At 58.8% G+C, this 26345-nt stretch carries 22 protein-coding genes and 1 pseudogene; 13 read left to right on the top strand and 10 right to left on the bottom strand.

Annotation, left to right across the window (positions count from 1 at the left end; translation table 11 throughout):
* Positions 1 to 324 precede the first annotated feature (324 nt).
* From JJQ51_RS03745 to JJQ51_RS03735, 3 genes are all read right to left on the bottom strand, one after another.
* Positions 325 to 2421 carry a carboxy terminal-processing peptidase gene (locus JJQ51_RS03745; RefSeq protein ID WP_113353290.1) on the bottom strand — a complete coding sequence of 699 codons (2097 nt, stop codon included), beginning with the start codon at positions 2419 to 2421 and terminating at the stop codon, positions 325 to 327.
* A gap of 417 nt (positions 2422 to 2838) precedes the next feature.
* Positions 2839 to 3888: a porin gene (locus JJQ51_RS03740; RefSeq protein WP_113388755.1), complete on the bottom strand. Its 1050-nt coding sequence runs from the start codon at positions 3886 to 3888 to the stop codon at positions 2839 to 2841.
* Positions 3889 to 4542: 654 nt separating this feature from the next.
* Positions 4543 to 6015, bottom strand: a complete 1473-nt coding sequence (locus tag JJQ51_RS03735; protein ID WP_113353572.1) for a nucleobase:cation symporter-2 family protein — start codon at positions 6013 to 6015, stop codon at positions 4543 to 4545.
* Positions 6016 to 6357: 342 nt separating this feature from the next.
* Between JJQ51_RS03735 and JJQ51_RS03730 the strand changes: the two genes are divergently transcribed.
* From JJQ51_RS03730 to JJQ51_RS03720, 3 genes are all read left to right on the top strand, one after another.
* Complete coding sequence (locus tag JJQ51_RS03730; protein WP_229002209.1) at positions 6358 to 6690, top strand: hypothetical protein; 333 nt, start codon at positions 6358 to 6360, stop codon at positions 6688 to 6690.
* A gap of 288 nt (positions 6691 to 6978) precedes the next feature.
* Complete coding sequence (locus JJQ51_RS03725; protein ID WP_113353288.1) at positions 6979 to 8607, top strand: thiamine pyrophosphate-binding protein; 1629 nt, start codon at positions 6979 to 6981, stop codon at positions 8605 to 8607.
* A 228-nt stretch (positions 8608 to 8835) separates the two neighbouring features.
* On the top strand, positions 8836 to 9276 hold the full coding sequence (locus tag JJQ51_RS03720) for a Fur family transcriptional regulator (protein ID WP_145321404.1): 441 nt from the start codon (positions 8836 to 8838) through the stop codon (positions 9274 to 9276).
* A gap of 11 nt (positions 9277 to 9287) precedes the next feature.
* Here JJQ51_RS03720 and JJQ51_RS03715 read toward each other — a convergent pair.
* Positions 9288 to 9516 (bottom strand): annotated as a pseudogene (locus JJQ51_RS03715) (metal ABC transporter solute-binding protein, Zn/Mn family); the annotation flags it as partial.
* A gap of 211 nt (positions 9517 to 9727) precedes the next feature.
* Between JJQ51_RS03715 and JJQ51_RS03710 the strand changes: the two are divergent.
* Entirely contained in the window at positions 9728 to 11032 is a 1305-nt protein-coding gene (locus JJQ51_RS03710; RefSeq protein ID WP_113353287.1) for an Nramp family divalent metal transporter, read from the top strand.
* Between the two features lie 302 nt (positions 11033 to 11334).
* Positions 11335 to 11976: a Pr6Pr family membrane protein gene (locus JJQ51_RS03705; protein WP_269244333.1), complete on the top strand. Its 642-nt coding sequence runs from the start codon at positions 11335 to 11337 to the stop codon at positions 11974 to 11976.
* Between the two features lie 77 nt (positions 11977 to 12053).
* On the opposite strand, the gene JJQ51_RS03700 is transcribed toward JJQ51_RS03705, so the two are convergent.
* Entirely contained in the window at positions 12054 to 13277 is a 1224-nt protein-coding gene (locus tag JJQ51_RS03700; RefSeq protein ID WP_113388754.1) for an MFS transporter, read from the bottom strand.
* 135 nt (positions 13278 to 13412) lie between these two features.
* Here JJQ51_RS03700 and JJQ51_RS03695 point away from each other — a divergent pair, with 135 nt between their 5' ends.
* Positions 13413 to 14006 (top strand): TetR/AcrR family transcriptional regulator, encoded by a 594-nt coding sequence (locus JJQ51_RS03695; protein WP_162748838.1) that lies wholly within the window; start codon positions 13413 to 13415, stop codon positions 14004 to 14006.
* Between the two features lie 15 nt (positions 14007 to 14021).
* On the opposite strand, the gene JJQ51_RS03690 is transcribed toward JJQ51_RS03695, so the two are convergent.
* Together JJQ51_RS03690 and JJQ51_RS03685 are read right to left on the bottom strand one after the other, a co-directional pair.
* Positions 14022 to 14672 (bottom strand): glutathione S-transferase family protein, encoded by a 651-nt coding sequence (locus JJQ51_RS03690; protein ID WP_269244332.1) that lies wholly within the window; start codon positions 14670 to 14672, stop codon positions 14022 to 14024.
* Between the two features lie 142 nt (positions 14673 to 14814).
* Complete coding sequence (locus JJQ51_RS03685) at positions 14815 to 15738, bottom strand: LysR family transcriptional regulator (protein ID WP_269244363.1); 924 nt, start codon at positions 15736 to 15738, stop codon at positions 14815 to 14817.
* Between the two features lie 130 nt (positions 15739 to 15868).
* Here JJQ51_RS03685 and JJQ51_RS03680 point away from each other — a divergent pair, with 130 nt between their 5' ends.
* Together JJQ51_RS03680 and JJQ51_RS03675 are read left to right on the top strand one after the other, a co-directional pair.
* Positions 15869 to 16579 carry an SDR family NAD(P)-dependent oxidoreductase gene (locus JJQ51_RS03680; RefSeq protein ID WP_269244331.1) on the top strand — a complete coding sequence of 237 codons (711 nt, stop codon included), beginning with the start codon at positions 15869 to 15871 and terminating at the stop codon, positions 16577 to 16579.
* A 177-nt stretch (positions 16580 to 16756) separates the two neighbouring features.
* Positions 16757 to 17023 (top strand): WGR domain-containing protein, encoded by a 267-nt coding sequence (locus JJQ51_RS03675; protein WP_113353567.1) that lies wholly within the window; start codon positions 16757 to 16759, stop codon positions 17021 to 17023.
* 58 nt (positions 17024 to 17081) lie between these two features.
* Here JJQ51_RS03675 and JJQ51_RS03670 read toward each other — a convergent pair whose 3' ends face one another.
* Positions 17082 to 17285, bottom strand: a complete 204-nt coding sequence (locus JJQ51_RS03670) for a cold-shock protein (protein WP_047631453.1) — start codon at positions 17283 to 17285, stop codon at positions 17082 to 17084.
* A gap of 341 nt (positions 17286 to 17626) precedes the next feature.
* Here JJQ51_RS03670 and JJQ51_RS03665 point away from each other — a divergent pair, with 341 nt between their 5' ends.
* Positions 17627 to 19285, top strand: a complete 1659-nt coding sequence (locus JJQ51_RS03665) for an acetolactate synthase large subunit (protein WP_269244330.1) — start codon at positions 17627 to 17629, stop codon at positions 19283 to 19285.
* Entirely contained in the window at positions 19275 to 20666 is a 1392-nt protein-coding gene (locus tag JJQ51_RS03660) for an aldehyde dehydrogenase family protein (protein WP_269244329.1), read from the top strand. Before JJQ51_RS03665 ends, JJQ51_RS03660 begins: the two co-directional genes overlap by 11 nt.
* Positions 20667 to 20807: 141 nt before the next feature.
* Here the strand turns inward: JJQ51_RS03660 and JJQ51_RS03655 are convergent, their stop codons facing one another.
* A complete protein-coding gene (locus JJQ51_RS03655) occupies positions 20808 to 21380 on the bottom strand; it encodes a TetR/AcrR family transcriptional regulator (protein ID WP_269244328.1) in 573 nt (190 codons plus the stop codon).
* 140 nt (positions 21381 to 21520) lie between these two features.
* Between JJQ51_RS03655 and JJQ51_RS03650 the strand changes: the two genes are divergently transcribed.
* Together JJQ51_RS03650 and JJQ51_RS03645 are read left to right on the top strand one after the other, a co-directional pair.
* On the top strand, positions 21521 to 21883 hold the full coding sequence (locus JJQ51_RS03650) for a DoxX family protein (protein ID WP_269244327.1): 363 nt from the start codon (positions 21521 to 21523) through the stop codon (positions 21881 to 21883).
* Between the two features lie 187 nt (positions 21884 to 22070).
* Positions 22071 to 22649, top strand: a complete 579-nt coding sequence (locus JJQ51_RS03645; RefSeq protein WP_269244326.1) for a flavodoxin family protein — start codon at positions 22071 to 22073, stop codon at positions 22647 to 22649.
* A gap of 395 nt (positions 22650 to 23044) precedes the next feature.
* Here JJQ51_RS03645 and JJQ51_RS03640 read toward each other — a convergent pair whose 3' ends face one another.
* On the bottom strand, positions 23045 to 24217 hold the full coding sequence (locus JJQ51_RS03640) for an ROK family transcriptional regulator (protein ID WP_269244325.1): 1173 nt from the start codon (positions 24215 to 24217) through the stop codon (positions 23045 to 23047).
* A gap of 368 nt (positions 24218 to 24585) precedes the next feature.
* On the opposite strand from JJQ51_RS03640, the gene JJQ51_RS03635 reads away from it, so the two are divergent.
* The gene (locus tag JJQ51_RS03635; protein ID WP_371864846.1) at positions 24586 to 26340 is read left to right on the top strand and encodes a glycogen debranching protein; all 1755 of its coding nucleotides are present in this window, start codon (positions 24586 to 24588) and stop codon (positions 26338 to 26340) included.
* Positions 26341 to 26345 lie beyond the last annotated feature (5 nt).

Here is a 26345-nt window from a genome sequence, read left to right as displayed (position 1 = left end):
GGCACGAGGCAGAGCAGAGAGCCTTATCGGCGCCTCGTGCGAAACTTTGTTGGGGGCGCAAGTATCGCACGCACATAGCTTACAACGGGTAGCTGAAACGTAGCTGAGGCCCCAGAGGCAGATGAATTCAGGCCTGTCCAACCCTAAATAAGAATTCACTTTAAAATTAAATAGATAGAGCGGATGTGCCCAAAAGTCATCCACACTTTTTGGCATTTTGCTTTAGCTGTGAGTCTTATGCACCCACAGCCGGCGAGGTGGTGGTCGACGTCACGGCGGCGACGTCGATTCCTCGGTCGTGAGCAACACGATGTAGTTTCGCGACTATTTTGCCGCGGCCCTCGACGTGCCGGCCTGCAGGTCCGCCTCGTCGGCAACGATGGAGGCAGCCTCGTTCTGCAGTATATCCTTTGCGTTCTTGCGGGCCTTTTCGATGGCGATATCGGCGCTCAGGCTGCGCTCGTTGGCCTGCAGGCCATCATCCTCGCCGGTATCGATGCCGTCATTGGACTGTCCGCGCGCCTTGATGCGGTTTGCCTGGGCGGTCAACTCGTTGCGGCGTTCGGCTTCGTTGAGAGAGATGACCTTCTTGTCGCGCTGCTCCTTCAGCGTGGTGACGTCTTCCACGAAGCGCTGGTATTCTGGATCATCCTTCACGCGCGCGTCATGGCGACCTTGCAGCTGCGGCAGCAGCGCCTGGATGTCACCCCAGGGCTTGTAATTGGCCGGCTTTACCTGTGTCCAAGGCAGCGCGTTGTCGTAGCTGGATTCGCCGAAGGTCTTGAGGTCGGCAAGTCCCGGCAGGCTGATATCCGGCGTCACGCCACGCAACTGCGTCGTACCGCCGTTGACGCGGAAGAATTGAGCGACCGTCAGTTTCAGCTCGCCGAATTTCGGTTTCTGATTGTGGGCCACCTGATCGAGATTGACCACGGTTTGCACCGTGCCCTTGCCGAAGCTCGGTTCGCCGATGATCACGCCGCGACCGTAATCCTGGATCGCCGCCGCGAAAATCTCGGAGGCCGATGCTGAGCCGCGATTGATCAGCACGCCGACCGGGCCGGTCCAGGCCGGAGCGGCAAGGTCATCGCTCTCGACCTCCACCTCGCCGCCTGCATCGCGCTGCTGGACGACCGGACCCTTGCCGACGAACAGGCCTGTCAGGTCGATCGCTTCGGCCAGCGAGCCACCGCCATTGTTGCGCAGGTCGATCAGGACGCCGTCGACCTTTTCCTGCTTCAACTCGCCGAGAAGCTTGGCGACGTCGCGGCTGGCGCTGCGGTAGTCCTTGTCGCCCTTGCGCCGGGCTTCGAAATCCTCATAGAAAGCCGGCAGAGTGATCACGCCGATCCTGCGCGTCGTATTACCATCCTTTACCGACAGGATCGTCTGCTTGGCAGCCTGCTTGTCGAGGCTGATCTTGTCACGGACGAGACTGATGACGTGATGCTTGCCATCCGGCCCGGCATCGGCGGGCAAAATATCAAGGCGTACGACTGACCCCTTGGCGCCGCGTATCATCTGCACGATTTCATCGAGTCGCGTGCCGACGACTTCCTTGATCGGACCGTTTTCGCCTTGACCGACGCCGATGATGCGATCGCCGACCGCGAGCTTGCCGGAGAGTTGCGCCGGGCCGCCTGCGACCAGTTCGCGGATCGTGGTGTAATCATCCCTTTCCTGCAGCACCGCGCCGATACCGACCAGAGAGAGCTTCATGGAAATATCGAATTCGGCCGAGGCGGTCGCGCCGAAATAGTCGGTATGCGGGTCGACCGACGTCGTATAGGCGTCCATGAATGTCTGAAAGACATCGTCGCTCTTGTATTTATAGGCGCGCTCGAGGGAGTTTTCGTAGCGCTTGTCGAGCGTATCGCGAATGGCGGCATCATCCTTGCCGGCTAGCTTGAGGCGCAGCCAGTCGTTCTTGACCCGTTTGCGCCAGAGATCGTTGCTTTCCGCCTCGGTTTGTGGCCAAGGCTCCTTGTCGCGCAGGAGCGCGTAGTCTTCCTTGGTGGTAAAGTCCAGCTTCTGGTTGAGCAGGCTGCGCGCATAGGTCATGCGGTCGACGACGCGCTGCTCGTACACATTGAAAATGGAAAACGGGATATTCAAGTCTTCCTGATTGATGGCGTCATCGATCTTGGTGCTGCCCGCCATGAACTTGTCGATATCGCTCTGCAGGAAGATGACACGGTCCGGATCAAGGGACTTGATGAAGCGATTCATGATCCTGGCGGAGAGGACGTCGTCCAGTGGGACCGGCTTATAGTGGAAGCGCTGCAGAAATTGCGCCGTCAAATGCGCGGCCTGCGCCTGCTGCGGCAGTGGTGTCAAAACTGGCGGTGAACCGGCTTCCAGAGCATATGCCGATGAAGCAAATGCCAGGAACAGGCAGAGGAAACCATATTTCGTACGCATCAAGTCTTGGCCCGATTCTCAATCGTTAAATGTTCAATCTATAATCTAGGTGGAACAATTATGGTTTTTTGGCAACCAGACAGATGCTTTCCTTCGAGAAAGATTCTCGAAACATTTGCGTGAAGCGAGTGTGCCTGTCGTCGGCAGATCGACAAAAACGAAGCCAGGGGCACCGAAATCAACCTTCAAATGTCAGAGGCGCCATGCGAGCCGTTCGGTGGCGCCGCCGTAGGCCCGGCGGAATCATCGTCGGATCAGCCCATTGATGATCGACGCCCCATCCGATCGCGCGATTGGGCCTTGCCGGCCATGCGGCCTGGAATGACCGCCCGAATACAGCTGCAGTAAAATAGAAGAAGACCTGGAGGGAAACCAGGTCTTCTTCCGTCTCTGATCGGAGGTCTAGTTCAGATCAGATTAGAACGTACGCTCGAAGCGGAGAATGCCAGCCCACTGGTCCTGATTGATGGAGTCCCAGTTGGTGTAGGTGACTTCCGGCTCGATGAGCAGGTTCTTGACAGGCTTCCACTTGACGTTCGTCGTTGCCGAGAAGGTCTTGTTGTCGGTGTAGGCGAGCTGGAGGTTCCACTTCAGCTTCTCGTTGACCGGTACGCCAACGCCACCCCAAACAGCCCAGTCGCCCCAGCTCTGGCCGATCGAATCGCCAGGCGCATACTTGTTCAACTTGTCGCCATCGGTGTTCCAGGCGCCCATCAAGAAGGCCGAGAATACGCCGAAGTCAGCGTCTACGCGAGCCTTGATGGCGCCTTCTTCGACGATCGAGTCGTAACCACCAACGAGCTTGAAGCTCCATGCGCCGGCCTTGTAGCCAGCACCGGCGACAACGTCAGGAGCGTAGTGGTTGTGGCTGTCTTCGCCGTTTGCACCCGTGGCACCCGAGCCTGAGTTGCTGTCTTCGAGCGAGATCACAGCCGTGAAGCCGTTGCCGGCGTCGTAGTTGTAGGTGATCTGGTTGAGTTCGTACGGGCCGTCGGCGATCACGTCGTCGTTGATGACGTCGCCGGCATAACCGGTGAAGACGTTGAACTGCGAGTCTTCCTTACCAACGGTGAAGCCACCGAGGCTGATGCTGGCGTGTAGCAGGTTGGTAGCCGTAGCGCCGCCGTCGTTCCAGTCCCAACGCAGCTCGGTGTTGGTTTTCAGCGGGCCGTATTCGGTGTCGGTTGCCGTCTGCAGTTGCAGCTCGGCACGAGTGTGCCAGAGAGTGCCAAAGTGAGTGTCTGGGTTGTAGGCGTCGTACCACTTGCCTTCGGTACGAACCTTACCGCCGATCTTGAGGCAGGTTTCGGTGCCCGGGATGAAGAAGTAACCTGCGCCGTATGCGTCGCAAATGCGGACGTATTCCAGCGGCTCCGGCTCGGCTGCGACGATCGCGTCAGCCGCGTGAGCACCGGATACTGCTGCCAGGGCAGCAGCGGAGCCGAGAAGAAGGCTCTTGATATTCATTTTTTCTCCAATCGATTTGCCGGATCGGAACGCAGCCGGACGTCTTCCGCCACGTTCATCAATTCGGTGTTCCCTCTTACCGAAAGCCCGAAAGACTTTCGTGCTGGCACGCTAGCGGGGCTTTTGATGCATCGGAATAGAATAATTAGGAGCCGTGAAGTAATTATCGTCATAAATTCGTCAAAGATGCAAAAATACACCATAAAATCACGCGACCTTAGTATGTATATGAAGTATATTAGAAATCTATACGTAGTAAACGTACCAAATGTATGTTATTAATCGAAAATATCGCAAAAATAATAAGTAAAGAATACAAACTATACAATAAAACACCGAGGGGGCATGTAGCGCGAATCCTGACTCAATCTTATTCAAGTCAGTTAGATGAATTGCGGAGGGATCGGAGGTCGTGGTTTACGACCTGCCAATCTACGGGTGGAGAGGGGAAGTGCTGCTCGGCAGCGCGCCTTGAGCCGAACTTAGCGCAGGCCACTCGCGGACTCGGGCAATACTTCAGTAGCAGGTGTCCCCCGGTCAAATGGCTGGATTACGAGATCGGCGCAATTGTGGGGCCGCGGGTCCACGGGGTTTGGCAGGCGGACTCAGCCGTGCGGAATGATTCGCAGCCGCCGAAGCAGGTCCCGCTGTGTTTTAATGGGCTTCCGCGGGGACCAATGGAACTTCCGCGCCATTGGCGTCGTAAAGCTTGCCGTTCAGGAAATAATCGCCGTCATGCAGGCCGGCAATGTCCTGATAGCGGATCAGGCGTTCCGTTCCCGCGACGAAGACCGATTGCTGATCCGAGTTTCCGGTCGTCAGGTGATTGAACAGGAGGTTCAGCGCGATCGCCATCAATGCCGCCGAGCTGATCCCGGAGTGGAAGATGGTGATGACCCATGCGGGAAAGTGTTCGTAGAAGCCCGGTGAGGCGATCGGGATCATGCCGAAGCCGATCGAGGTCGCCACGATGATGAGGTTCATGTTGTTCTCATAGTCGACCTTGGCGAGCGTGCGGATACCGCTTGCCGCGACCGTCCCGAACAGGACGAGGCCTGCCCCTCCGAGGACGGAACTCGGAACGGCGGCGACGATGCGGCCGACGATCGGCAGCAAGCCGAGAGCGACGAGAAAGAGGCCGCCGGTCGCCACCACAAATCGGCTCTTGATGCCGGTCACGGCCACGAGGCCGACATTCTGGGCAAAGGCGCTCTGGGTGAAGGAGCCGACGACCGGCGCGAGGATGCTGGAAAGCATATCGGCACGCAGGCCGTTGCCGAGCCGGCGCGCATCGACCTTGGTGCCGACGATCTCGCCGACGGCGAGGATATCCGCCGAGGTTTCGACCAGCGTCACCATGATGACGATGCACATCGAGATGATCGCCGCGGTATCGAACACGGGATAGCCGAAATGGAAGATCTGCGGCAGCGCTACGAAGGGGCCGCTCGTCACCCGCGAGAAGTCCGCTATGCCGGCCGCATAGGCGATCCCGGTACCGATCATGATGGCGAGCAGGATCGATAGTCTTGATATGGCGGCACTACCCAACTTGCTGAGCAGCAGCACGATCACGAGCGTTACCGCCGCAAGCAGGATATTGGCCTGGCTGCCGAAATCCGGCGTGCTCCTGTTGCCGCCCATCGCCCAGCCCGCCGCGACCGGCATCAGCGTCAACCCGATAGTGGTGATGACGATGCCGGTGACGATCGGCGGAAAGAAGCGGGTGATGCGTGAAAAGACGGGCGTGATGAGGAGCCCGATGAAGGACGCCGCAATGACTGCGCCGAGAACGGCCTGGATGCCCCCATGTCCGGTAATGGCAATCATCGTAGCGACGCCGGAAAAGGATACGCCCTGCACCAGGGGGAGACGGCTGCCGAAGAACGGTATTCCGATCGTCTGCAGGATGGTCGCGAGACCGCCGGCAAACAGCGATGCGGTTACGAGCAGGCCGACGTCGGGAGGTGTCAGGCCCGATGCCTGGCCGATGATCAACGGAACGGCAACGATGCCACCATACATGGTCAGGACATGTTGAAGGCCATAGGCCAGATTGGCACCAAGGCTGAGCTTTTCATCTTCGGGGACCGGGCGTGCGGTATTTTCCTCTGCTGCTATTGCCAAGGTAATCTCCTCCATACCTTTGCGTTTCTCGTTTCCTCCAAACGAGCGTTGCACGTTACGGTGTGCGCCGTCCGATGACTTTATAGAAAAATGCGAAACACCTTACCAGAAGGCCATGCCCGCGCTGGTCTGGTTGGCGGACCGCGATCTTTCGCTGGTGGAATTGGGAGGGGGAACGCTCCATGCGGCCGACACGGAGCAGCGACTTTATATCCCCTCGCGTCGACACAAGTGACGATGCGGCCATTGAGGCCGGTTCAGTCTCGCGAAAGAATACATGGGCAGAAACATATAGTCCATTTTCGGGCTCGAGTATCATTCAGAAGATTTGGGTGGGGTATAATGAGTGAGTATCAAAACAAGGCGGTCAGGTTGTTGGCTTCGAGCGTCGGCCACGAGTCGCTGCTGGATTTGAACGATCGCCGGGATGCGTTTTTATATCGAGCTCTGGAGCTCTATTTCGCTGCCGGCGGCGCCTTGGATGCAATCCAGCCGATTATCGAGAAAGTCTATTCGCAGAACAAGCCACGCGTGGATATAGCTGTTGGCGATGTGCTTTATAAATTGGCCGGCGTCGGTCATGCAGCCGATATCGATATCATACAGGCAGGTTATAATAAGCTTGATGACACCAAGCAGAAACTTGCGGGCGAGAACCTCCATCTTTCCCGATAGGAGAGTTGGCCTGCCTCGTCAGCGGCCGCAGAATTGGAACAAAATCATTTGATCCCCTTAATACCTCGCGTCCTGGAACCGCCTCCATCTTCCGGGGGGATGGCGGATTTTGATGGCACGATGAACCCTGGATGAGTTCGTGCACGTATCGTGCATTCTTTTTCGATTTGTGAAACTACCTTGCGCAGCGATAGGGTTTCTATCTGGAACTTGCGCGCCTTTTGCACGCTCTTGCTGATATTCTGAGCATCAGTGATTTGAGGCGCTGCGGGAGGGAAAATACTCAAGATGGCCGAGAATGCGATCTATGTGTACCAGTCGATTGCACGTGCGGTTTGCGATCACGATGCCGGCACGATGTTCGGCCTCATGGGGGATGCCAACCTCTTCATGATCGACCACTATGTACGCGGATGCGGCGGCCGCTTCGTGCCGGCGGCCCATGAGGGAAGCTCGGTCCTTATGGCGCTCGCCTATGCCCATGTCTCCGGAAAGGTCGGTGTGGCGAGCGTGACCCACGGTCCGGCATTGACCAACTGCGTCACCGCGCTCACCGAAGGTGCCCGCGGTTCCATCCCCATGGTGCTCCTGGCGGGTGACACGCCGGTCGTCAACCCGCACCATCTGCAGAGCATCGACCAGCGCGAGGTGGTCAAGGCCACCGGCGCCGGCTTCGAGCAGATGCGCTCGCCAGAAACGGCAACGTGGGACGTTGCCCGCGCTTTCTATCGTGCGAGAGTCGAGCGGCGCCCGATCGTCTTGAACATGCCGGCCGATTTCATGTGGTGCGAGCAGGCCCACATGCGGGCCGTGTTCGAAGTCTTCGATGCCCCCGGATATGTGCCTGAAGGAGATGGGTTGGACAGGGCCATTGGCATAATTGCCTCTGCAAAGCGTCCGCTCATCCTCGCGGGCGGCGGGGCTTGCGCTGCGCGCGATCAGCTTATCCGCCTGGCGGACCGGCTGGAGGCTCCGCTTGCGACGACCTTGAAAGCAAAGGGGCTCTTCGGTGGCCATCCCTATAATATGGACATTTTCGGCACGCTCAGCACCCCTGCCGCCTATGACCTGATCGCCAGGACGGATTGCCTGATCTGCTTCGGAGCGGGATTGCATGATTTCACCACTGACAGGGGCAAGCTCCTGAAGGGTAAGCGCGTCGTCCAGATTGACATGGATGCGCGCGCGATCGGCAAGAACATTCATCCGGATGCGGCCTTGGTGGCCGATTCAGGCCTGACGGCAGACAATTTCGTCCATTGGCTGGATGCGGCTGAAATTCCGCCGAGCGGCTTCACGCAAGAACTGGATGTTCCATCGCTGACCACCCATCCACGCGATCAGCGCGGCAAGACGAGCGCGGGATATGTGAACTACATCTGGGCGCTCGAAGAGCTGGAAAAGGCCTTGCCGAAGAACCGAGTGCTTGTGACCGACGGTGGGCGTTTCATGACCGAGGTCTGGTGCCGGATTTCCGTCAGCGACCCGCGGAGTTTTGTCGTGACGGCAAATTTTGGCTCGATCGGTCTTGGATTGCAGGAAGCGATTGGCGCAAGCGTCGCCGCGCCGGATCGACCGGTAGTGCTTTTCACCGGCGATGGCGGTTTCATGATGAGCGGCGTCAACGAGTTCAATACCGCCGTGCGCCTCGGGCAGGACTTGATCGTCATCGTCTGCAATGATTCCGCCTATGGGGCCGAACATATCCAGTTTCGTGATCGCAGCATGGATCCGGGGCTAACCCAGTTCAACTGGCCTTCCTTTGCCGAGGTCGCGACTGCGCTCGGCGGACACGGGGTTGCGGTCAGCTCGGCTCATGAGCTTGAAGGGGCTCTGGACGCCATCAGGAATCGTAGCCGCCCGGTGCTGATCGAGCTGCGCCTCGATCCCAACGATGTGCCACGGATGCGCATCTGACGATCTTTTTCGCTGTCGCGAAAGGCAAATCACCTTCTAGGGGCAAGGTGGGGATATCAACTGATAATTTGGTATGGGCTGCCGTCTGTGCGTCGGAGCGCTTACCGAGGCGTCTCCGCCGGATCGTTGCGATGCGGTGTCGATGACTGTAAAGCAGAAGAGGTTGCGCTGGGGCTTGGCGTGGAATCACGATAATTGCGATGCGCCGATGTATTTGGGTTCTGATCCATGAATGAAAAGAAAGATATTGCCGGGCTCTGCAAGGAGAAGGGACTGCGCTTGACGGCACCGAGGCAGGCAATAGCCAAGGTTCTGTCTGAGGCGTCGGATCATCCGGACGCGCTGGAAATTCATCGCCGCGTCACGGCGATCGATCCCGGCATCGCGATCGCCACCGTTTACCGCACGCTGAGCATCCTTGAGGAAAACGGCATTCTCGAGCGTCATTCCTTCGGAAACGGTCCGGCGCGTTTCGAAAGTGCAGATCAGGAGCATCACGACCATCTGATCAATATGGAGACCGGCACGATCACCGAATTCCGGTCCGATGAAATCGAGCGCCTTCAGGAAGAGATTGCGCGCAAGCATGGTTTCGAGATCGTCGGGCACAAGCTCGAGATCTATGTCAGACCCTTGAAAAGAGCGCGCGGCCGCAAAAACATCGGATAATCCGGCGGCCACAGGTCGTTCGAGAAAATGAGCTTTGCCCCTGGTGCCCGCTGAATATCTCCCGGCGTCGGCTTGTATTCGTGATCTGCGCGCCCGATTTGGTGATGGTTTCAACGGTCGCGTCATCACTTGCAACGTTCCTTGCCATGTCAGCGATGATCGTGAAGGCCGTAATCACTTTGAATTTTCTTCAGCAATGCTTGGGACCGCCGCCAGGGTGGCGGCAAATGCGCCCGCCATTTCCGCCAGGACAGACCATCCCACGCTGTCGAGCATACCACCTCCAGATTGATATTGAGACCAAATTACATCTAGCAGGCGGTCCCGTTCTTTTTGCAATTGATACTGATTTGCAAAAATGGTTGACGCTCGCTCGATTTCCCATATCTTGCAACTAAGAATGAGTTGCAATTACAAAATCTATGCCGACTCCCAAGGCTGGAGAAATGCGATGACTGAAATAGTGAGGCAACCGACATTGTCGGAACGGACGGATGAGCAGATCCGAGAGGTGCTGGCTGGACGGCGGCGAGGTGTCCGCGCGATGCTGCTCTTTGCCGGCCCCGCCATGATCGCCTCCATCGCCTACATGGATCCCGGCAACTTCGCGACGAATATCCAGGCAGGCTCCAGCTATGGTTATTCGCTGCTATGGGTGGTGCTGATGGCGAATCTGATCGCCATGCTGTTCCAGGCGCTGTCGGCCAAGCTCGGCATCGTCACCGGCCGCAATCTCGCCGAGATATGCCACGATCGGTTTTCGACGCCGGTTCGCATCGCGATGTGGATTGTCAGCGAGGTTGCCGCCATGGCGACCGATCTTGCCGAGTTCCTCGGGGGCGCCATCGGGCTGTCGCTGCTCTTCCAGATGCCGCTTTTGGCCGGGATGGCGGTGACCGCCATCGTCACCTATGGCGTCCTGTTGTTCGAGGGCCGCGGCTTCCGGCCGATGGAACTCATCATCGGCGCGTTGGTGGCCGTCATCGGCCTTTGCTACGTCATCGAAATGTTCATCGCGCCGGTGGCCTGGGGGCAGGTCGGCTTGGGGCTCGTGACCCCATCCATGCCTGACATGACTGCGTTGACCATCTCTGTCGGCATTATCGGCGCAACGGTCATGCCGCATGCCGTCTATCTGCATTCCGGCCTCACGCAGCATCGCGCGCCGGCCCGCAATGATTTCGAGCGGCGCAAGCTGGTCCGTTTTTCGAATTGGGAGTGCATCATCGCACTGGCGGTGGCCGGTGCCGTCAATATCGCCATGGTGGTCATGGCGTCGGCCGCCTTCCATGCCGGCCATCCCGAGGTCGCCGAGATCGAGACCGCCTATCACATGCTGACGCCGCTTCTGGGCGGCGCGGCGGCCGCCGTCTTCCTGGTGTCGCTTATGGCTTCAGGCATTTCGTCGTCGGCTGTCGGCACCATGGCCGGTCAGATGATCATGCAGGGCTTCGTCGGCTTCCATATTCCGATCTGGGTGCGCCGTCTCGTGACGATGCTGCCGGCCTTCGCGGTCGTTCTCTTCGGCGTCAATACGACCGATGCCTTGCTCTATAGCCAGGTCGTCTTGTCCTTCGCGCTGCCGGTTCCGATGATCGCGCTTGTCATGTTCACGCGTAATCGCGCCATCATGGGGGATTTCGCAAACGGCCGGATGACCGATATCGCCGCGATCGTCGGAACGATCGTGATCCTGTGCCTGAACGTGATCCTGCTTCTGCAGACTTTCGGCATTCCGATCCCTGGGCTCGCCTGAGACCGCCGCGCCTGCTCCCCAGAGAAAGCCGGCCCGAGAAATATCGCGTGGTCGGAGGGAAGGGCGGCAGGCCGATGGTTGGCCGTTCGACGCCTGCTTTTGATTTGCCGCAATCGCGTATTCTTCTGCGAGGCGGTAGATGTCTTCAATACAGTCGATTTTGCCGCGGAGTTCGGTGGAGTTGCTGGGGATTTCGAGGCTGGTCTGTCATCAATGAGATATAGGGTTTCGATGAAGTCGAACGATACGATGCTGAATTCTTCCTGGCCCCATTCCGGCGTCAATTCAGCGGGGAGGACTTCATGGCGGGCTTGATCCGCGTCTATCGCTATCTGCTTGCCATGCTCGCTTTATCGGGTATCGCGGTCTCATATATCGCCATCACACCGGGCGTGCATGTTTCACGGCTGACGATGACGGTGAATTTCTTCAGCTATTTCACCATGCAATCCAATCTTCTGCTCGCTGTGATACTAGTTTGCGCGCAAACTGCGCCGCTCTCGTCGATCGGCAAATGGGCGAACAAGCCGTCGGTACGAAGCGCCCTTCTTCTTTACGTGGGGATCGCCGGCATCGTTTACGCTTTGATGCTAAGGGACGTTTGGCACCCTCGCGGGTGGCAATTGTTCGGAGACCAGATACTCCATTATTGCGTTCCGCTGCTGTACGCCGCGGATTGGATTTTTCTGAGTGAGCGCGGCAGGCTTTCCTGGCGCGATGTGCTCTGGTGGTTGGCTTTTCCCGCGGCATACTCCGCTTATACGCTTGCGCATGGATATGTCTCCCACTTCTATCCATACCCGTTCCTGGATGTCCGCGATATCGGCCTTGAAGCGGTCCTTCTGAACATGGGGTTCCTGGCATCGGCCCTGCTGGTTTTGGGGGGAGTGCTGACTTTTCTCGACTGGATCGGTGCCAGGCAACGGACCTTTCGGCGCGCATAGGAAATGTTGTCACGAAGGCAAATTCGTCACTGACCAATATGCCCCCGCGCGGCTCTTGTTGGAACTTGGCGGCCCGCTCATTCCGCCAGTTGCGTGACGGCGGCTGAGCCGGACGCACGCGTGCCGGAAAGGCTTGCTTGTCCGAGCGCTACCACCGCGACGGTTGTGATGCTCGCCGCGACCGAAACCCAGAAGCCGTTTGCGGGCCCGAAGCTGTCCACCACCCAGCCGGAGACGAAGGCACCGAGTGCCATGCCGATACCGATGCCGGTCATCACCCAGGTCACGCCTTCGGTCAGCATGGCTTCGGGCACGCGTCGTTCGATCAATCCGAAGGCGGTGATGAAGGTGGGGGAAATGGCAACGCCGCTGAGGAAGACGGCAAAGGCAAGCAGAGCGACCGAGGTGCTGGCAGCCAGAAGCGGCAGGGAGGTAAGGGCGAGAACGCTGACGGCCACCAGCAACTGGCGCTGCAATGGCATCTTGAGGTTCAGCGCTCCGATGATGAGACCGACGATGAAGGAGCCGAGCGCATAGACGCCGATGACGATGCTGGCGGCACCCGGCTCTCCCAGTTGCTTGGTGATGGCAACGGCACTCACTTCCGCCGTGGCGAAGGTGGCGCCGACGAAGATCAGGGCGAGCGTGATGATCTGGACCGGCCGCAGCCGGATCGCCGAGCGTTGCGAGCCTGCGGAGCCAGCCGCGCGCACCTTCGGCTCCGTCGATCGCTGCGCCAGGAAGGCCGCCGATCCAAGCGCGAGGAAGATGGTGCTGACGACCATGCCGGCTTCCGGGAACAGCGAGACCGCTAGCCCGACGGAAAGAGATGCACCCATGATGTAGACGAGCTCGTCGGCGGCGGATTCGAAGGCGAAGGCTGTATTCAATTCGGGCCGGTCCCGGAAGATCTCCGTCCAGCGGGCGCGTACCATTGCCGGTATGCTCGGCATGATTGCCGCGAAGAAGGCCGAGGTAAACAGTGTCCAGGCCGGCCAGACCTGGTTTGCGGCGATAATGAGAATGATGAAGGCGATGACCGAGAGTATGGTGGCGGGCGTAACGACCGCACGCTGACCGAGCCGGTCGACGAGGCGCGATATCTGCGGCGAGACAAACGCATTGGTCAGGGCGAAGGTCGCCGAAACGGCGCCGGCCAGCCAATATTCACCGCGCGTCTGAGACAGCATGGCGACGATGCCGATGGGAGCCATGGCAAGCGGAAGACGGGCAAAGAAGGCCGCGGCCGAAAAGCTCCTGGCGCCTGGTGCGCGGAAAATCGCTCTGTACGGATTGGACATCGGAACATTCCCTGTATTGAACGAAATGGCCGCAAACATACGCGGCGTATGTGAATGAAGTAATTGCATACGCGGCGTATGTCAACTAATATACGTGGCGTATGCAAATTAATGTGCGTGATCGACGGAGACGCAATGCGCAAACCTCGCAGTGAAATGATCGCGGAGACGCGAGCCAAGCTGTTGGCTGCCGGCCGTAAGGCATTCGGTAGCGTCGGCTATGCCGATGCATCGATGGACGACTTTACAGCGGACGCCGGACTGACGCGGGGCGCACTTTATCATCATTTCGGCGACAAGAAGGGGCTTCTGCAGGCCGTCGTCAGCGAGATCGATGCGGAAATGACCACAAGGCTCTGTCAGATCGCGTCGAAAGCGCCGTCGCGCTGGCAGGCATTCGTCGACGAGAATGTCGGTTATGTCGAGATGGCGCTGGAGCCGGAAATCCAGCGCATCATGTTTCGTGACGGGCCTGCCGTGCTCGGCGAGCCTTCCGGATGGCCGAGCGCCAACGGTTGTATCGCCACGATCAGGGAAAGCCTTCGTTGCCTTCGCGAGGAGGGCATCATCGTTGATATCGACGTGGAAGCCGGTGCTCGCCTCATCAATGCTGCAAGCAGCTGTGCCGCGCAGTGGATCGCCAATTCGGACGATCCCGAGACGACCTCGAAACGGGCGGTGGGCGCATTCCGGACTTTCCTTGAGGGCTTGCGGGTCGACAACGGTTGATCGGTCTTAGTTCGCTTAGTCGGCCGATGCGGCGGTGAAGACCGCCAGTTGAGCCTCGAAGGCCCGCTTGTATGCCGGCCGGGCCTCGCCGCGGGCGACATAGGCGGAGAGGTTCGGATATTCCTGCAACAGCCCCGAGTCCTTCAGCCTGAGCAGGACCGATATCATCAAAAGATCGCCGGCACTGAATGCATCCTCGAGCCAGTCGGCGCTGCCGAGGCGATCGGAAAGTTCGTTCAGCCGCTGGTGGATGCGCTCATCGATCATGGACAGGCGCTGCTGGTACCAAATCTGATCGCGCTCCTGGATTCTTGCGATTGCGCGATCGATGATCGGCGGCTCCACCGTGGAGAGCGCAGCAAACATCCATGTGATCGCCCGTGCCCGCGCCTTGGCGTCGTCCGGCAGCAGCCCGGCATGACGCTCCGCGATATGGAACACGATCGACCCGGATTCGAACAAGGCAAGGCCGTCCTCTTCATAGGTCGGGATCTGCCCGAAGGGATGAAGGGCGAGATGTGCAGGCTCCTTCATCGCCTTGAAGGAGAGGAGGCGCACCTCATAAGGCTGGCCGACTTCTTCGAGCGCCCAGCGAACGCGCATGTCGCGCGCCAGGCCTCTGCCGCGATCCGGCGATTTTTCAAAGGCGGTGATCGTTATCGTCATTGCTGCTCTCCGTGGCTTTGTCTGCCTTAAAGACGATCGGCTGAGCGAGAATCCGACACTCCATTCTCGAGATGGTTTTCAGAGCCGGGAACGATGCGTGCCAGTGCATCTCATTTCGCAGTTCGACTGCCTGCTGATCAGTTCATGGGTAAGCCGCGCGGCAGACGCGCGTGATGAGATTGCGCAGCCATTTATGAGCGGGGTCGGCGTCGACGCGCGGATGCCATATCGCGGCTACGAGTATTTCCGGCGTTTCAAACGGCAATTCAAAGCTTCGAATACCAAACTCGCCCACCGGCTCGTTCAGCTTGCTCTTGCCGAGGCAGGAGAGGGGGACAGCCGCGATGAAATCCGTCGAAGCTGCAATTCTCATCGCATCCGGAAAACCAGGCACCACGACGCGGATTTCCCGTTTCAGACCTTTCCTTTCCAAGGCCTCATCGACCGTTTCGGCAAATTCTCCCTTTCTGGACGTGGCGAGGTGACGGCAGGCCGCATAGCGCTTTGCCGTTACCGGCCCGCCCGTCAGCAGAGGATGACCTTCCCGCGCCACTCCAACCAGCCGATCGCGAAGCAGAAGCCGCGTGCGCAGCTCGGGCGCAGGCACGCCTAAGACGCCGATTTCCAGATCGATCAATCCTTCCCGCAACATGTGTGGCTCCTTGTCGCGCTTGAGCACGAAGCGGATGCGAACGCGGGGTGCGGCCTCCGTGATGGCCGCGACAAGGGGCGCAGACAAAAGCTCAAGAAAGGCTTCGCTCACGCGGATCGAAAATGTAGTCTCCAATGTGGTAACGTCGAGTTCGCCGGCCGCAGGCCGAAGAATGGCGCGCGCATCCACTGTGACGGCATGAACGCGATCCCGAAGGGTCTCGGCAAAGCGTGTCGGCACGAGGGATCTGCCTGCCCTGACAAGCAACGGATCCCCCGTCACGGCACGCAGCCGCGACAGCGTGCGGCTCATGGCGGAAGGGCTCAAGCCAAGACGCTTTGCCGCTTCCGTCACACTCCCCTCGGCAAGCAGGACGTCAAGGGCGATGAGAAGATTGAGATCTATGTCTTCCATGGCATTTGGGTAGACCAGATCGATCGCCATGCCTAGCGTCCGACGCAACTATTCTTTGCATCCTGTGCGTCTGGAGAAATCCGGATCGGGCTTTCATATTGGGCTCACAGCAAACAAAGGAGGCGTGCCCATGCCGTCATCATCATTGTCCACCGGCAGCATCCTGATCATCGGTGCATCACGCGGTCTCGGCCATGCCATGGCCGAAGAATTCTTCAAGAAGGGCTGGTCCGTCGTCGGCACGGTGCGGGCATCGACGGCGAAGACGAAACTGCACGATCTGGCGGACCGTTCCGATGGCCGCGTCACTATCGAAACGCTCGACATCAACGAGCCGGAACAGCTCGCCTCGCTGCGCGCGCGCCTCGACGGCCGCGTCTTCGACATGCTGTTCGTCAATGCGGGAACGACGAATGTCCCGACCGAGACGATAGCGGAGGTGACGACGGAGGAGTTCGTGCGCGTCATGGTGACGAATGCGCTAAGCCCGATGCGGAGCGTGGAAGGATTGCAGGACCTCGTTTCGCCGACGGGGCTGATCGGCGTCATGTCCTCGGGCCAGGGGAGCGTCAGCAACAATACCACGGGCATGCGGGAGGTCTATCGCGGCAGCAAGGCGGCCTTGAACACGTTGATGCGCAGCTATGCCGCCCGGCACGCGGAGGACGCGCGTGCATTGGTGCTCATGGCTCCCGGGTGGGTCAAGACCGATCTGGGCGGTCCCGACGGGCGGCTGACGATCGAGGAAAGCATTCCGAACCTGGTGAATGTACTTCTCGGCCAGCAAGGGAAGCGAGGCCTTGAATATCTGGATTATCTCGGCCGAACGGTTCCCTGGTGATCCGTCGTCAACGTAGCACATCAGCCTTGAGGTACCGCTGGATTGGAGCCGGCGCCCGGGATTGGGCTGACGATTGTTCGGCGGATCGCCGAATACATCACGGAAATGAATCGAAGCTGGCCGACCGATTCAAAACACTCGTTGGACCGCAGCCGCGCGATCGACGATTCTTCCGGCATGCTTACTCAGCCCTATCATCTCTATATCGAGCGCACCAATGCCGCGAAGAACATGGCACGCTACTATGTGCTGGAGATATCGACGACCCTGTTCGGCGATACGTGTCTTACGCGACGATGGGGCCGCATAGGCTTCAGCGGACAGACGATGGCGCATCATTTCGAGGATGAAAGGGATGCCGTCAGACTGTTCCTCGCACTGACGCGGCAGAAACGGGCAAAGGGCTACCGCCCATGCCCCGTGCGAAGCAGGGCGCTCACATGATTTCCATGGCGCCCGAGGGCACTACCCGAGATCTCGGGTAGTGACGTGTCCATAATGATTAGAGCGGTCTGACGTTTTCCGCCTTCGACTTGCCCGTCTTCCGGTCCTGACCCAGATCGTAAGAGACGGATTGCCCCTCCCTGAGCACATTGCCGTATTGCAGGGCGGAGACGTGAACGAAAACGTCAGGTCCTCCGCTTTCCGGCGTAATGAAGCCAAAGCCCTTGTCGGTGTTGAAAAACTTAACCGTGCCAGTTGGCATGAAATCCCCATGTCTTTGCAGTTGATCGCGGCGGCAACCTAGCGGGCAACTGCTGTCAGATCAAGCACATCTGCTAATGGCGCCCGTCAGGTCCTGTGATCAAACGTGTTTTTTCGCACCAGATCGTCTTTGAAGTCTTGTATCAGCGATAGCCATTCCTTCCGTGACTCGGTTCTGCCTGCTTTCGTCGAGCATTCGCGCGCAGCTCCGGTCATCGGCGATCACTGGAATCTGATACAAACCATGATGGACTAGCCTGCAAAAGGATCTATTCTTGCTGTCCGTCTTCCAGTTTTGGAAGCATCAATTAATCGATCTGCCAACAAGCACGAGCTCCATCCATGACCAAAGGCTCCGATCTCCTGGTGGCCGCACTCGAAAACGAGGGTGTCGACCGTATCTTCGGTATTCCAGGCGAAGAAAATCTCGATGTTGTCGAGTCGATTCGCAAATCGTCCATTCAGCTGGTGCTGACCCGGCATGAGCAGGCCGCCGCGTTCATGGCCGCGACCTATGGTCGCCTGACCGGCAAGCCGGGTGTCTGCCTGACGACGCTGGGGCCAGGCGCCTTGAACCTTTCGACGGGCGCGGCATACGCGTTGCTCGGCGCCATGCCAATGGTGATGATCACCGGCCAGAAAGGGATACTTTCGTCCCGGCAGGCCCGGTTCCAGGTGGTAGACGTGGTGGCGTCGATGAAGCCGCTCACCAAGCTTGCCCGGCAGATCGTCTCGCCGCAGATGATCCCGACGATGGTCAGGGAGGCATTCCGGATCGCACAGGAGGAGCGGCCGGGACCGGTCCATCTCGAGCTTCCGGAGGACATCGCCGCCGAGGAATGCGCGCCGGTCGCTCTCGTCGCTCCGCATCAACTGGAGCTGCCGATCGCAAGCGACGCGGCCCTCGATCGCGCGGCCACCCTCATCACCGCGGCAAAACGCCCGCTGCTCATGCTCGGGGCGGCCGCTTCGCGTCCCCGGTCGACCTCTGATATCGCGCAGTTCGTCATCCGCACCGGCATCCCGTTCTTCACGACCCAGATGGGTAAGGGAACGGTCCCGGGCGGAACCGAGCTCTACATGGGCACGGCCGCACTGTCGGAGCGGGACTATGTTCACGAGGCGATCGAGCAGGCCGATCTCATTATCACCATCGGCCATGACACGATCGAGAAGCCGCCCTTCATCATGGGCAAGGGTGGTCCGAATGTCGTCCATGTCGGATATCAGCCGGCGACCGTCGAGCAGGTCTACTTTCCTCAGTCGGAGGTCATAGGCGACATTGGCCCATCGTTGAAGGCGCTGGCGGATCGCCTTGCGGGTAAACTGCCGAACGCGCAGGCCCTTCTTCATCTTAGGGAACGTATCCTCGAGCGCATCGCGGATCGGGCGACGGAAGATCGGTTCACGCCGCAGCGGCTGGTCCATGACATCCGGGAAGTCATGCCGCATGACGGCATCCTCGCGCTCGACAACGGCATGTACAAGATCTGGTTCGCCCGGAACTACCGGACGCGCATGGCGAACACGCTGCTGCTCGACAACGCCCTCGCAACAATGGGGGCCGGGCTCCCTTCGGCCATGGTCGCCTCGATGCTCTATCCCGAGCGGCGTGTCATGGCAGTCTGCGGGGATGGCGGCTTCATGATGAACTCGCAGGAGATTGAGACGGCCGTCCGGCTGAAACTGAACCTTGTCATCCTCGTCATCGAGGACGACGCCTATGGCATGATCCGCTGGAAACAGGCGGTGGACGAATTTCCAGACTTCGGAATGACGTTCGGCAACCCGGATTTCGTTAGATATGCGCAATCTTATGGCGCCAAGGGAACGAGGGTCGACGACATCAGCCAGTTCAAGCAGGCGCTTGAAGATGCTTTTTCCGGCGGTGGTGTTCATCTCGTCAACGTCCCGGTCGATTATTCGGAAAACGAACGTGTGCTGGTGAAGGAATTGCGCGAACGGCTTCCCGCTATTCTGGAGGATCAAGATGACGCCTAAGCTGAAGGTCTATCAGGCATTCGATCGCGCGCTCATTGCCGAAATACCGGCCGATGATGCCGCTGTTCTCGAGCATAAGCTCGATGTCGCCGCGAAAGCCTATGCCGATCGTAGCGCCTGGTTGCCCACGCATCGCAGGATGGCCATCCTCAGAAGGGTGTCCGAGCTTCTCTCGGAGAACCGTGAACGCTTTGCCATCATGATCGCCCGCGAAGGTGGCAAGCCGCTGATGGATGCGATCGTCGAGGTCACGCGCGGGATCGATGGTCTCCTCAACGCGGCGGACGAGCTGCGCAATTTTGGCGGCAAGGAAATCCCGATGGGCCTGACTGCCGCCAGCACCAACCGATGGGCTTTCACCACCAAGGAGCCGATCGGCGTCGTGGCGGCGATATCGGCGTTCAACCACCCCCTCAATCTCATCATCCACCAGATTGCGCCGGCTGTGGCCGTTGGCTGCCCCGTCATCGTCAAGCCGGCGGCAACCACACCGATTTCCTGCATCGAGATCGTCAAGCTGTTCTGGGAGGCGGGACTGGACGAGCGCTGGTGCCAGACCTTCATCACCGAGGACAATGCGCTTGCCGAGAGCCTTGCTGTGGATCAGCGCGTCGCCTTCCTGAGCTTCATCGGTTCGGCGAAGGTCGGCTGGTATTTGAAAAGCAAGCTGCCGCCAGGCACGAGATGTGCGCTGGAACATGGTGGAGCAGCCCCCGTCATCGTCGATCGCAGCGCCAGCATCGACGCGATCGTCGGGACGATCGTCAAAGGCGGATATTATCACGCGGGGCAGGTCTGCGTGTCGGTGCAGCGCCTCTTCGTGCACGATGACATCCTAGCCAACTTCACCGACGCCCTTGCCGCCAAGGTCGCAAGTCTGCGTGTCGGCGATCCCACGTTGAAGGAGACGGAGGTCGGCCCCCTGATCCTGCCGCGCGAGACGGAACGTGTCGCAAGTTGGATCAAGGAAGCGACCGATGCGGGAACAAGGCAATTCGGGGGAGGGCGGCTGTCCGAGACGACGCTTCTGCCCTCCGTCCTGCTCGATCCACCGGCGGACGCCAAGGTGTCGCGGCTCGAGGTGTTCGGACCGCTGACCTGTGTCTATGGCTATAGCGACATCGACGAGGCGATCCGTACAGCCAACTCGCTGCCCTACGCATTCCAGGCGAGCGTCTTTTCCACCGATATAGCCGTCGCGCTCAAGGCGGCAAGGCATCTCGACGCATCCGCGGTGCTCGTCAACGACCACACGGCGTTTCGAACCGACTGGATGCCTTTTGCCGGGCGCAGGCAGTCGGGATATGGTGTCGGGGGTATTCCCTGGACGATGGAGGAGATGGCCGACGACAAGATGGTGGTGTTCAACGGCGTCAGCTAGGTGAGCCTCGGCAAGCCTGATCCTCGGACCTCCCCCCTCACGCGATCTTTGCGGCCGGACAATTATTTCAGTCGGAAACGGAATTCGCCTGCCTTCAGCGCTGTCATTGAAGCCCTGCGACAATCCTAAAGGCAGAATCTCTTAGATCCGACCCGATATCATCTGCGTGATGAGGGTGATGCGGTGAGACCGAAAAGCGGGTCTTATTCTGCCGTGGCGCTCGAGTTCCGCCAATCCGTGGAGCGCCGCCCAGAAAGTCTCGGTAGCGGTATCCCCATCCTTGAAGAATGGCGTGATCACGGTCGCCATGGCACCAAAACCTTCACGGAGCTGTGCTGGCGTGTCGGATTTGGCGAAGCGGAGACCGGTCGGAAGGATAAACATCGCCTCATACATTGCAGGCCGGGCGAAGGCGAAATCGAGATAGGCGGTCGCGACACTTTCCACCAATTCTCCGGGCGTGGACGATGGCCGGATCGCGGCACGCAGTATTGCTGCTAACTCACTAAAGCCCTCAAGCGCGACCGCGCCGACGATTTCGTCGCGATTTTGGAAATGCGAATAGAGAACGGGCTGGCTGTATTCTATCTCGTCGGCAAGACGCCGGATCGTGACCGAAGCCCAGCCGTCGCGTTCCGCGATCGTCCTTGCGGCAGCAACGATCCTCTGGCGTCGTTCGTCCTTTTCCCGGATCTTGCGTTCGCTGATGCCCACGTTGGCTCCGTCTTCATTCGCGATTTCTCTGCCGGTGAAGCTATCAAAAAGACTGTCGATTGACAAACTAGCGATGCTAGAATATATGATAGCGCTATAAAAGTTTTCGCCGGTACGGATCGGCAGAGAAGAGAATATCGATGAATCTTCCAGTCCAAATTTTCACAGGCGCGACCGTGCTCGATACCGTTCTGGTCTGGCTCTCCGCAGGGGCGTTTCTCACTGGCGCCATCTTCAACATGAGTGGCCACCAAAAAATCCGCGCCGGCTTTGTACAGCTCGGATTTCCATTCTGGTGGTGCTGGGTTACGGCTGCGCTTGAGCTCTTGACGGCGGTGTTGTTGGTAACAGCCGGTATCCGATACATCGGAGTGGCGTTGGGCGCCTGCATCATGCTCGCTGCAATTGCGGCCATCGTCCGCATCCGGAACTATAGAGAACTTCCACCGCCTGTGGTGTTCCTGTTGTTGCTGGTACTGGCCGGCGTCAGCGGTCATGTTTGAGCATCTCGCAGCAGATGAGTTCATCATGCCGAGAACCTCCGCGTAGCTGGCTGGATAAAACCATCTGTCGGCAGACGCTGGACGTCACCCGAACTCCCGCCATCAACTCTTCCGAAGGAAAGTGCCGTACGGAGCGAAATCGCCTTCGGACGGTGTAAAGCAACGGCCCCAAGGAGGCCAGACCATCATGTCACATCGCAAAGCCAATACAGTCGTCGTCTATCACTCCGGTTACGGTCACACCCAACGGATGGCTCAGGCCGTCGCGGAAGGGGCAGGAGGCGTGCTTTACGCCATTGACGCCGATGGCAATCTTTCAGATGAGGGATGGGCCGCGTTGGATGCCGCGGACGCCATCATTTTCGGGTCGCCAACCTACATGGGCGGCCCGAGCTGGCAGTTTAAGAAGTTTGCCGATACGTCTTCGAAGGCCTGGTTTGCCAACAAATGGCAGGACAAGGTTTTCGGAGGTTTCACCAACAGCGCCAGTTTGAACGGCGACAAGCTCAACACCCTCGAATACTTCGTGCTTCTGGCGGGACAGCACGGCGGTCTTTGGGTCAGCCTGGGGATGAAGCCGGCAAATGTGAAGGCGTCGAAACGAGACGATGCGAACAGGATGGGGTCGTACATCGCGCCCATGGCGCAGTCCGATGCCGACGCAGCCCCAAGTGAAATGTCGAGCGGCGATCTCGAAACCGCCCGCATCTACGGAGAGCGGGTGGCACGAGTTGCGCAGCGGTTAACAGCGGCTCAGGCAGCCTGATGCGAGCGCCAGCTCTCGAGACTTGAACAGCTCTGGAGCGGATACTCTGATGGGCGCCAGGCCCAGGAAGAGAAGGGAATTGCACTGAGAAGCCCGCGATTTGCTGCGCGACGTCGAGGAGCAGATCGCGGCCGCAATCGGTTTACTGGATCGCACTCTCGCTCATGCGCCGACGGACGGAGGGCATCGTGGTTACTGCGCCGTCGGCAAGGTCATCGCTCCAGACGAATTGCTTGTGGAATAGTCGCATTCCATTCACGTAAGTCGAGCATCTGCCGCGCATTCCCGATTGTTCATATACTCCTTGAGGCCAGTTGTCCGGCAGCCTGCTATCTTTAAACTCTGCCTGTTGAATTTGTCTCCAAGCAATTCGCTTGCGCGATACGATGCCCATCTCATGAATCTTGTAAATCAACACCGAACAGCTCCTGGTGCATGTGCTCGACTGCGATGCCGATGCCGCCGACCAGGGCCGCCCGATTGCCAAGGTGACTAATCTCGATGCGAGGTGGGTAAGGCGTACAACGTGGCAGATACCTGCGAATGGCTTCAACAAGTTCGGGGCGCGCGCCGATACTGCCGCCCATGATCACCAGTTCCGGATCGAGGGTCGCACCGATCGCGGCAATGGCAAGTGCAATCGATCGCGAAGTTTCCTCAATCACAGCAACGGCGGCCGGCTCGCCAGCCACCAGAGCCGAAAAAAGATCCGCGACTGTTGCGTCGCTCTGCCCACCATATCCGGAATAGCGCCGCACCATCGCCGCACTACCCACGGCGCTTTCAAGGGTACCAAGAGTAAAGCCGCTCGGATCAAATGGCTCGCCGCCGAGAGGCAGATAGGCGATCTCCCCCGCGGCACCGCGTGCGCCGCGCATGAGGCTACCATTTGCAATAATGCCCATGCCGATACCGGTGCCTACAGCCACGAAGGCAAAATTATCCGATGTGGCGCCGTGCCCTCGCCATCGCTCTCCTTGCGCGGCAAGATTGACGTCGTTCTCAATGATGACCGGGATTGCCATCCGGTCGCTCAGGAGCCGGCGCAAGTCAATCGTTTCGACTCCGGGGATGTTCGGGGCGACATTGATATGTCCGGTGGTCGGATCAAGCACGCCTGGGGTCGCCAGCACTATGACGCGCAATTTCGAGAGATCGATGCCGGCACCCCCGGCGAGGTCCTGTACAATGGCGTGGAATTGATCAACGAGATGAACCCCGCCGCGCGAGCTTGTCGGCACCTTGGTTTCAGCAACGATATTTCCAACCAGATCGCAGATGACAGCCGCGATTTTGGTTCCGCCTAGATCGATCGATGCAGCGAAACCGGCACTTGCATCGAGCTCGTAGGTTATTGCGGTTCGCCCCAGGCGCCCATCGGTGTATCCAGTCGGCTTCAACCAACCATTATTTTCGAGATTGCGAACGACGTCGGAAATCGTTTGCTTGGACAAGCCCGTTTGCTTGGCGATATCCGCGCGGGAAATAGGGCCTTTTGCAAGTATGGTCCGAATGACGGAATTTGTTGAAATTTTTCGCGCTATCGGTGTCTGGGTCGCATTTGGCATCAGTGCTGGCTCGGGCTCTGCCTCTAATTAGTTCGGGACCTTTTCCTAATTCATCCAACCTCGCGCGTGGCTGCGCTAGCTTCGGCTGGAATATCGCAAAATTCAAGTGAATCTCCGTGAGTTGGCTAAACAAAACCATTTAATTTGTCCATGTCATTGACAAATTAAGCGCCCAATTTGTAGACTTGCCCAATGGCTGAGCAAGTTGCGGAGGGGTAATGAAAGCGAGGTCAAAGGATGTGTAATCCCGCATTCGCCGAGGACTTCGTGACGCTCCATTCCGGCGAGTGTACTGGATATTGCAATCTGGATCTCACGCTTGATCCCATCTCTGACACCGCGCGTTGAAAGGTGCTGGATTTGCCATGATGACCCCCACATCCCAAGGCGAAATCACAACCAAGCACCCGGTCATTCTGCCGATCATGGCGCCTCGACTGCAGGCGGACGCGCATCCCGACGGGTATCTTGATCTCGCTCTTTGGGGAAGCGGCCGTCTTGGACGAATACGTTTTTCCAAACTTGCCGGACCTTACGTTTACGGTCCAAACAGGGTCACCGCCGAAGCAGGTGGCATCTTCGTCGCCCAGTCAAAGCCCATCCTTCTGATCCGCAATGCCCGCCTGGAAGGAATCCATCCGGCTCGTCGGGGTGCCTGGTGGCATGAGATCGATGAGGACAGTCAGCGAACCAAGATCATCAAACGCGATAGTCGCCGTATCGTCGTGAGTGGCTGGGGTGTGATGATCGTCGAGGTTGGCGACGGAGATATCCGCGTCGCGGCCGGGGCCTCGGAAGAGGAGGCTGAAGCCGCATTGAGCCTTGCCAGCGACGCTATCTTGGCAGAAGCGGCGAATTATGTCGCCCGGTGCGACGTCGCGCCCGATGCCGATCCCGTGATGCGCAGCATGGTGATTCAAGGCACGCATGCCGCGCTTTCCAGCATTCGACTGGACGAGAACGGTGTGTTCGCCGGCCTAGCCGCGGGTCAGGCCTATAGCGCGCCCGCGCGCACCTATTATCGCGATGGCTACTGGACGATGCAAATGCTGCTGAAGCTTGCGCCGGAGGCGGTACGCGATGAAATTCGACTTTTGGCCAAGGGAATTCAGCCTGATGGAGAGGCGCCAAGCGGCGTGATATTGACCGGACCGGCGCAATCTCGTGCCTGGCAGAACTTCGTTCTTGATGCCAAACAAAATCCCGAAAAATATCGTGGCAAGGCTGCTCCGGAGCATCACAATCGTCCAGGTGATTGGTGGAGCGATCATTTTGACAGCCCGCTTTTCTTCATCCTCTTTCTCGTCGATTATGTGGACGCGACCGGGGATACGGCGGAAGCATTGCGGCACTGGCCGCTTGTCACCGCAATCGTTGAACGATACCTGGCCCTCGCTGGCCCTGGCAGCGTATTGCCGCTGAAGCCGCGAAACGACAGGGACTGGGCGGACAATGTCTACCGGGAAGGTCTCGTCTCCTACAATCTCGGCCTTTTTGTCGGCGCGCTGGATGCGGTGGCTAAACTGGGAGCCGGGCATGATCCCGCATTGGCGCGGAAGGCAAGCGAAATAGCGCTGTCCGCTCGCGCCGAAATCGAGGACAAGCTTTTTGTCCCGAGCAGGAACGGTTACGCCGATTTCATCACTTCTGATGGATTTGTCGAGGATCATCTCGTGCTCGACAGTCTGACACTCTCCCGTTATGGGGCGATTTCGCGAACGCGCGCGATTGGTCTCCTGAAGGCGATGGAAGGAGCTCTGGAGGCTCGAAACAATACGAAACAGCCCTATGGCGATTGGGGCGTCCTTTGCGCGTTTCCGCCATTTAAACGGGCGAGTGATGTAAGATCAAAGACCGCGTTCCCCTTTCGCTATCATAATGGATCGGATTGGCCCTATTGGGACGGCGTCTATGCGGAAGAAAGAATACGCCACGGTCTCGGTGGAGCGCGTTATGCGCTTATACGCTGGTGGGAAACCTGCCTCGCAAATGGATGGGCCGGTGCGGTCGAATATTTCTCGCCGCCCTACGGACGCGGTTCCCTTCTGCAGGGATGGAGTGCGATGCCGGCGGCTGTTGTTCTTAAATATGGCCTAGAGGCTGCGAACGCGGAGAATAGGTAATGAGC

The organism is Rhizobium sp. AG207R (assembly GCF_027109195.1).
In the GTDB taxonomy this organism is placed as follows: Bacteria; Pseudomonadota; Alphaproteobacteria; order Rhizobiales; family Rhizobiaceae; genus Rhizobium; species Rhizobium dioscoreae.
This window is presented reverse-complemented; position numbering and strand designations above follow the sequence as displayed.

Coding starts and splice junctions, on each gene's coding strand:
- JJQ51_RS03740 (WP_113388755.1), bottom strand. CDS start 3,888: ATGAATATCAAGAGCCTTCTTCTCGGCTCCGCTGCTGCCCTGGCAGCA.
- JJQ51_RS03635 (WP_371864846.1), top strand. CDS start 24,586: ATGACCCCCACATCCCAAGGCGAAATCACAACCAAGCACCCGGTCATT.
- JJQ51_RS03675 (WP_113353567.1), top strand. CDS start 16,757: ATGCTTACTCAGCCCTATCATCTCTATATCGAGCGCACCAATGCCGCG.
- JJQ51_RS03710 (WP_113353287.1), top strand. CDS start 9,728: ATGACTGAAATAGTGAGGCAACCGACATTGTCGGAACGGACGGATGAG.
- JJQ51_RS03650 (WP_269244327.1), top strand. CDS start 21,521: ATGAATCTTCCAGTCCAAATTTTCACAGGCGCGACCGTGCTCGATACC.
- JJQ51_RS03670 (WP_047631453.1), bottom strand. CDS start 17,285: ATGCCAACTGGCACGGTTAAGTTTTTCAACACCGACAAGGGCTTTGGC.
- JJQ51_RS03690 (WP_269244332.1), bottom strand. CDS start 14,672: ATGACGATAACGATCACCGCCTTTGAAAAATCGCCGGATCGCGGCAGA.
- JJQ51_RS03640 (WP_269244325.1), bottom strand. CDS start 24,217: ATGCCAAATGCGACCCAGACACCGATAGCGCGAAAAATTTCAACAAAT.
- JJQ51_RS03705 (WP_269244333.1), top strand. CDS start 11,335: ATGGCGGGCTTGATCCGCGTCTATCGCTATCTGCTTGCCATGCTCGCT.
- JJQ51_RS03695 (WP_162748838.1), top strand. CDS start 13,413: ATGCGCAAACCTCGCAGTGAAATGATCGCGGAGACGCGAGCCAAGCTG.
- JJQ51_RS03665 (WP_269244330.1), top strand. CDS start 17,627: ATGACCAAAGGCTCCGATCTCCTGGTGGCCGCACTCGAAAACGAGGGT.
- JJQ51_RS03720 (WP_145321404.1), top strand. CDS start 8,836: ATGAATGAAAAGAAAGATATTGCCGGGCTCTGCAAGGAGAAGGGACTG.
- JJQ51_RS03660 (WP_269244329.1), top strand. CDS start 19,275: ATGACGCCTAAGCTGAAGGTCTATCAGGCATTCGATCGCGCGCTCATT.
- JJQ51_RS03645 (WP_269244326.1), top strand. CDS start 22,071: ATGTCACATCGCAAAGCCAATACAGTCGTCGTCTATCACTCCGGTTAC.
- JJQ51_RS03745 (WP_113353290.1), bottom strand. CDS start 2,421: ATGCGTACGAAATATGGTTTCCTCTGCCTGTTCCTGGCATTTGCTTCA.
- JJQ51_RS03680 (WP_269244331.1), top strand. CDS start 15,869: ATGCCGTCATCATCATTGTCCACCGGCAGCATCCTGATCATCGGTGCA.
- JJQ51_RS03700 (WP_113388754.1), bottom strand. CDS start 13,277: ATGTCCAATCCGTACAGAGCGATTTTCCGCGCACCAGGCGCCAGGAGC.
- JJQ51_RS03730 (WP_229002209.1), top strand. CDS start 6,358: ATGAGTGAGTATCAAAACAAGGCGGTCAGGTTGTTGGCTTCGAGCGTC.
- JJQ51_RS03725 (WP_113353288.1), top strand. CDS start 6,979: ATGGCCGAGAATGCGATCTATGTGTACCAGTCGATTGCACGTGCGGTT.
- JJQ51_RS03685 (WP_269244363.1), bottom strand. CDS start 15,738: ATGGAAGACATAGATCTCAATCTTCTCATCGCCCTTGACGTCCTGCTT.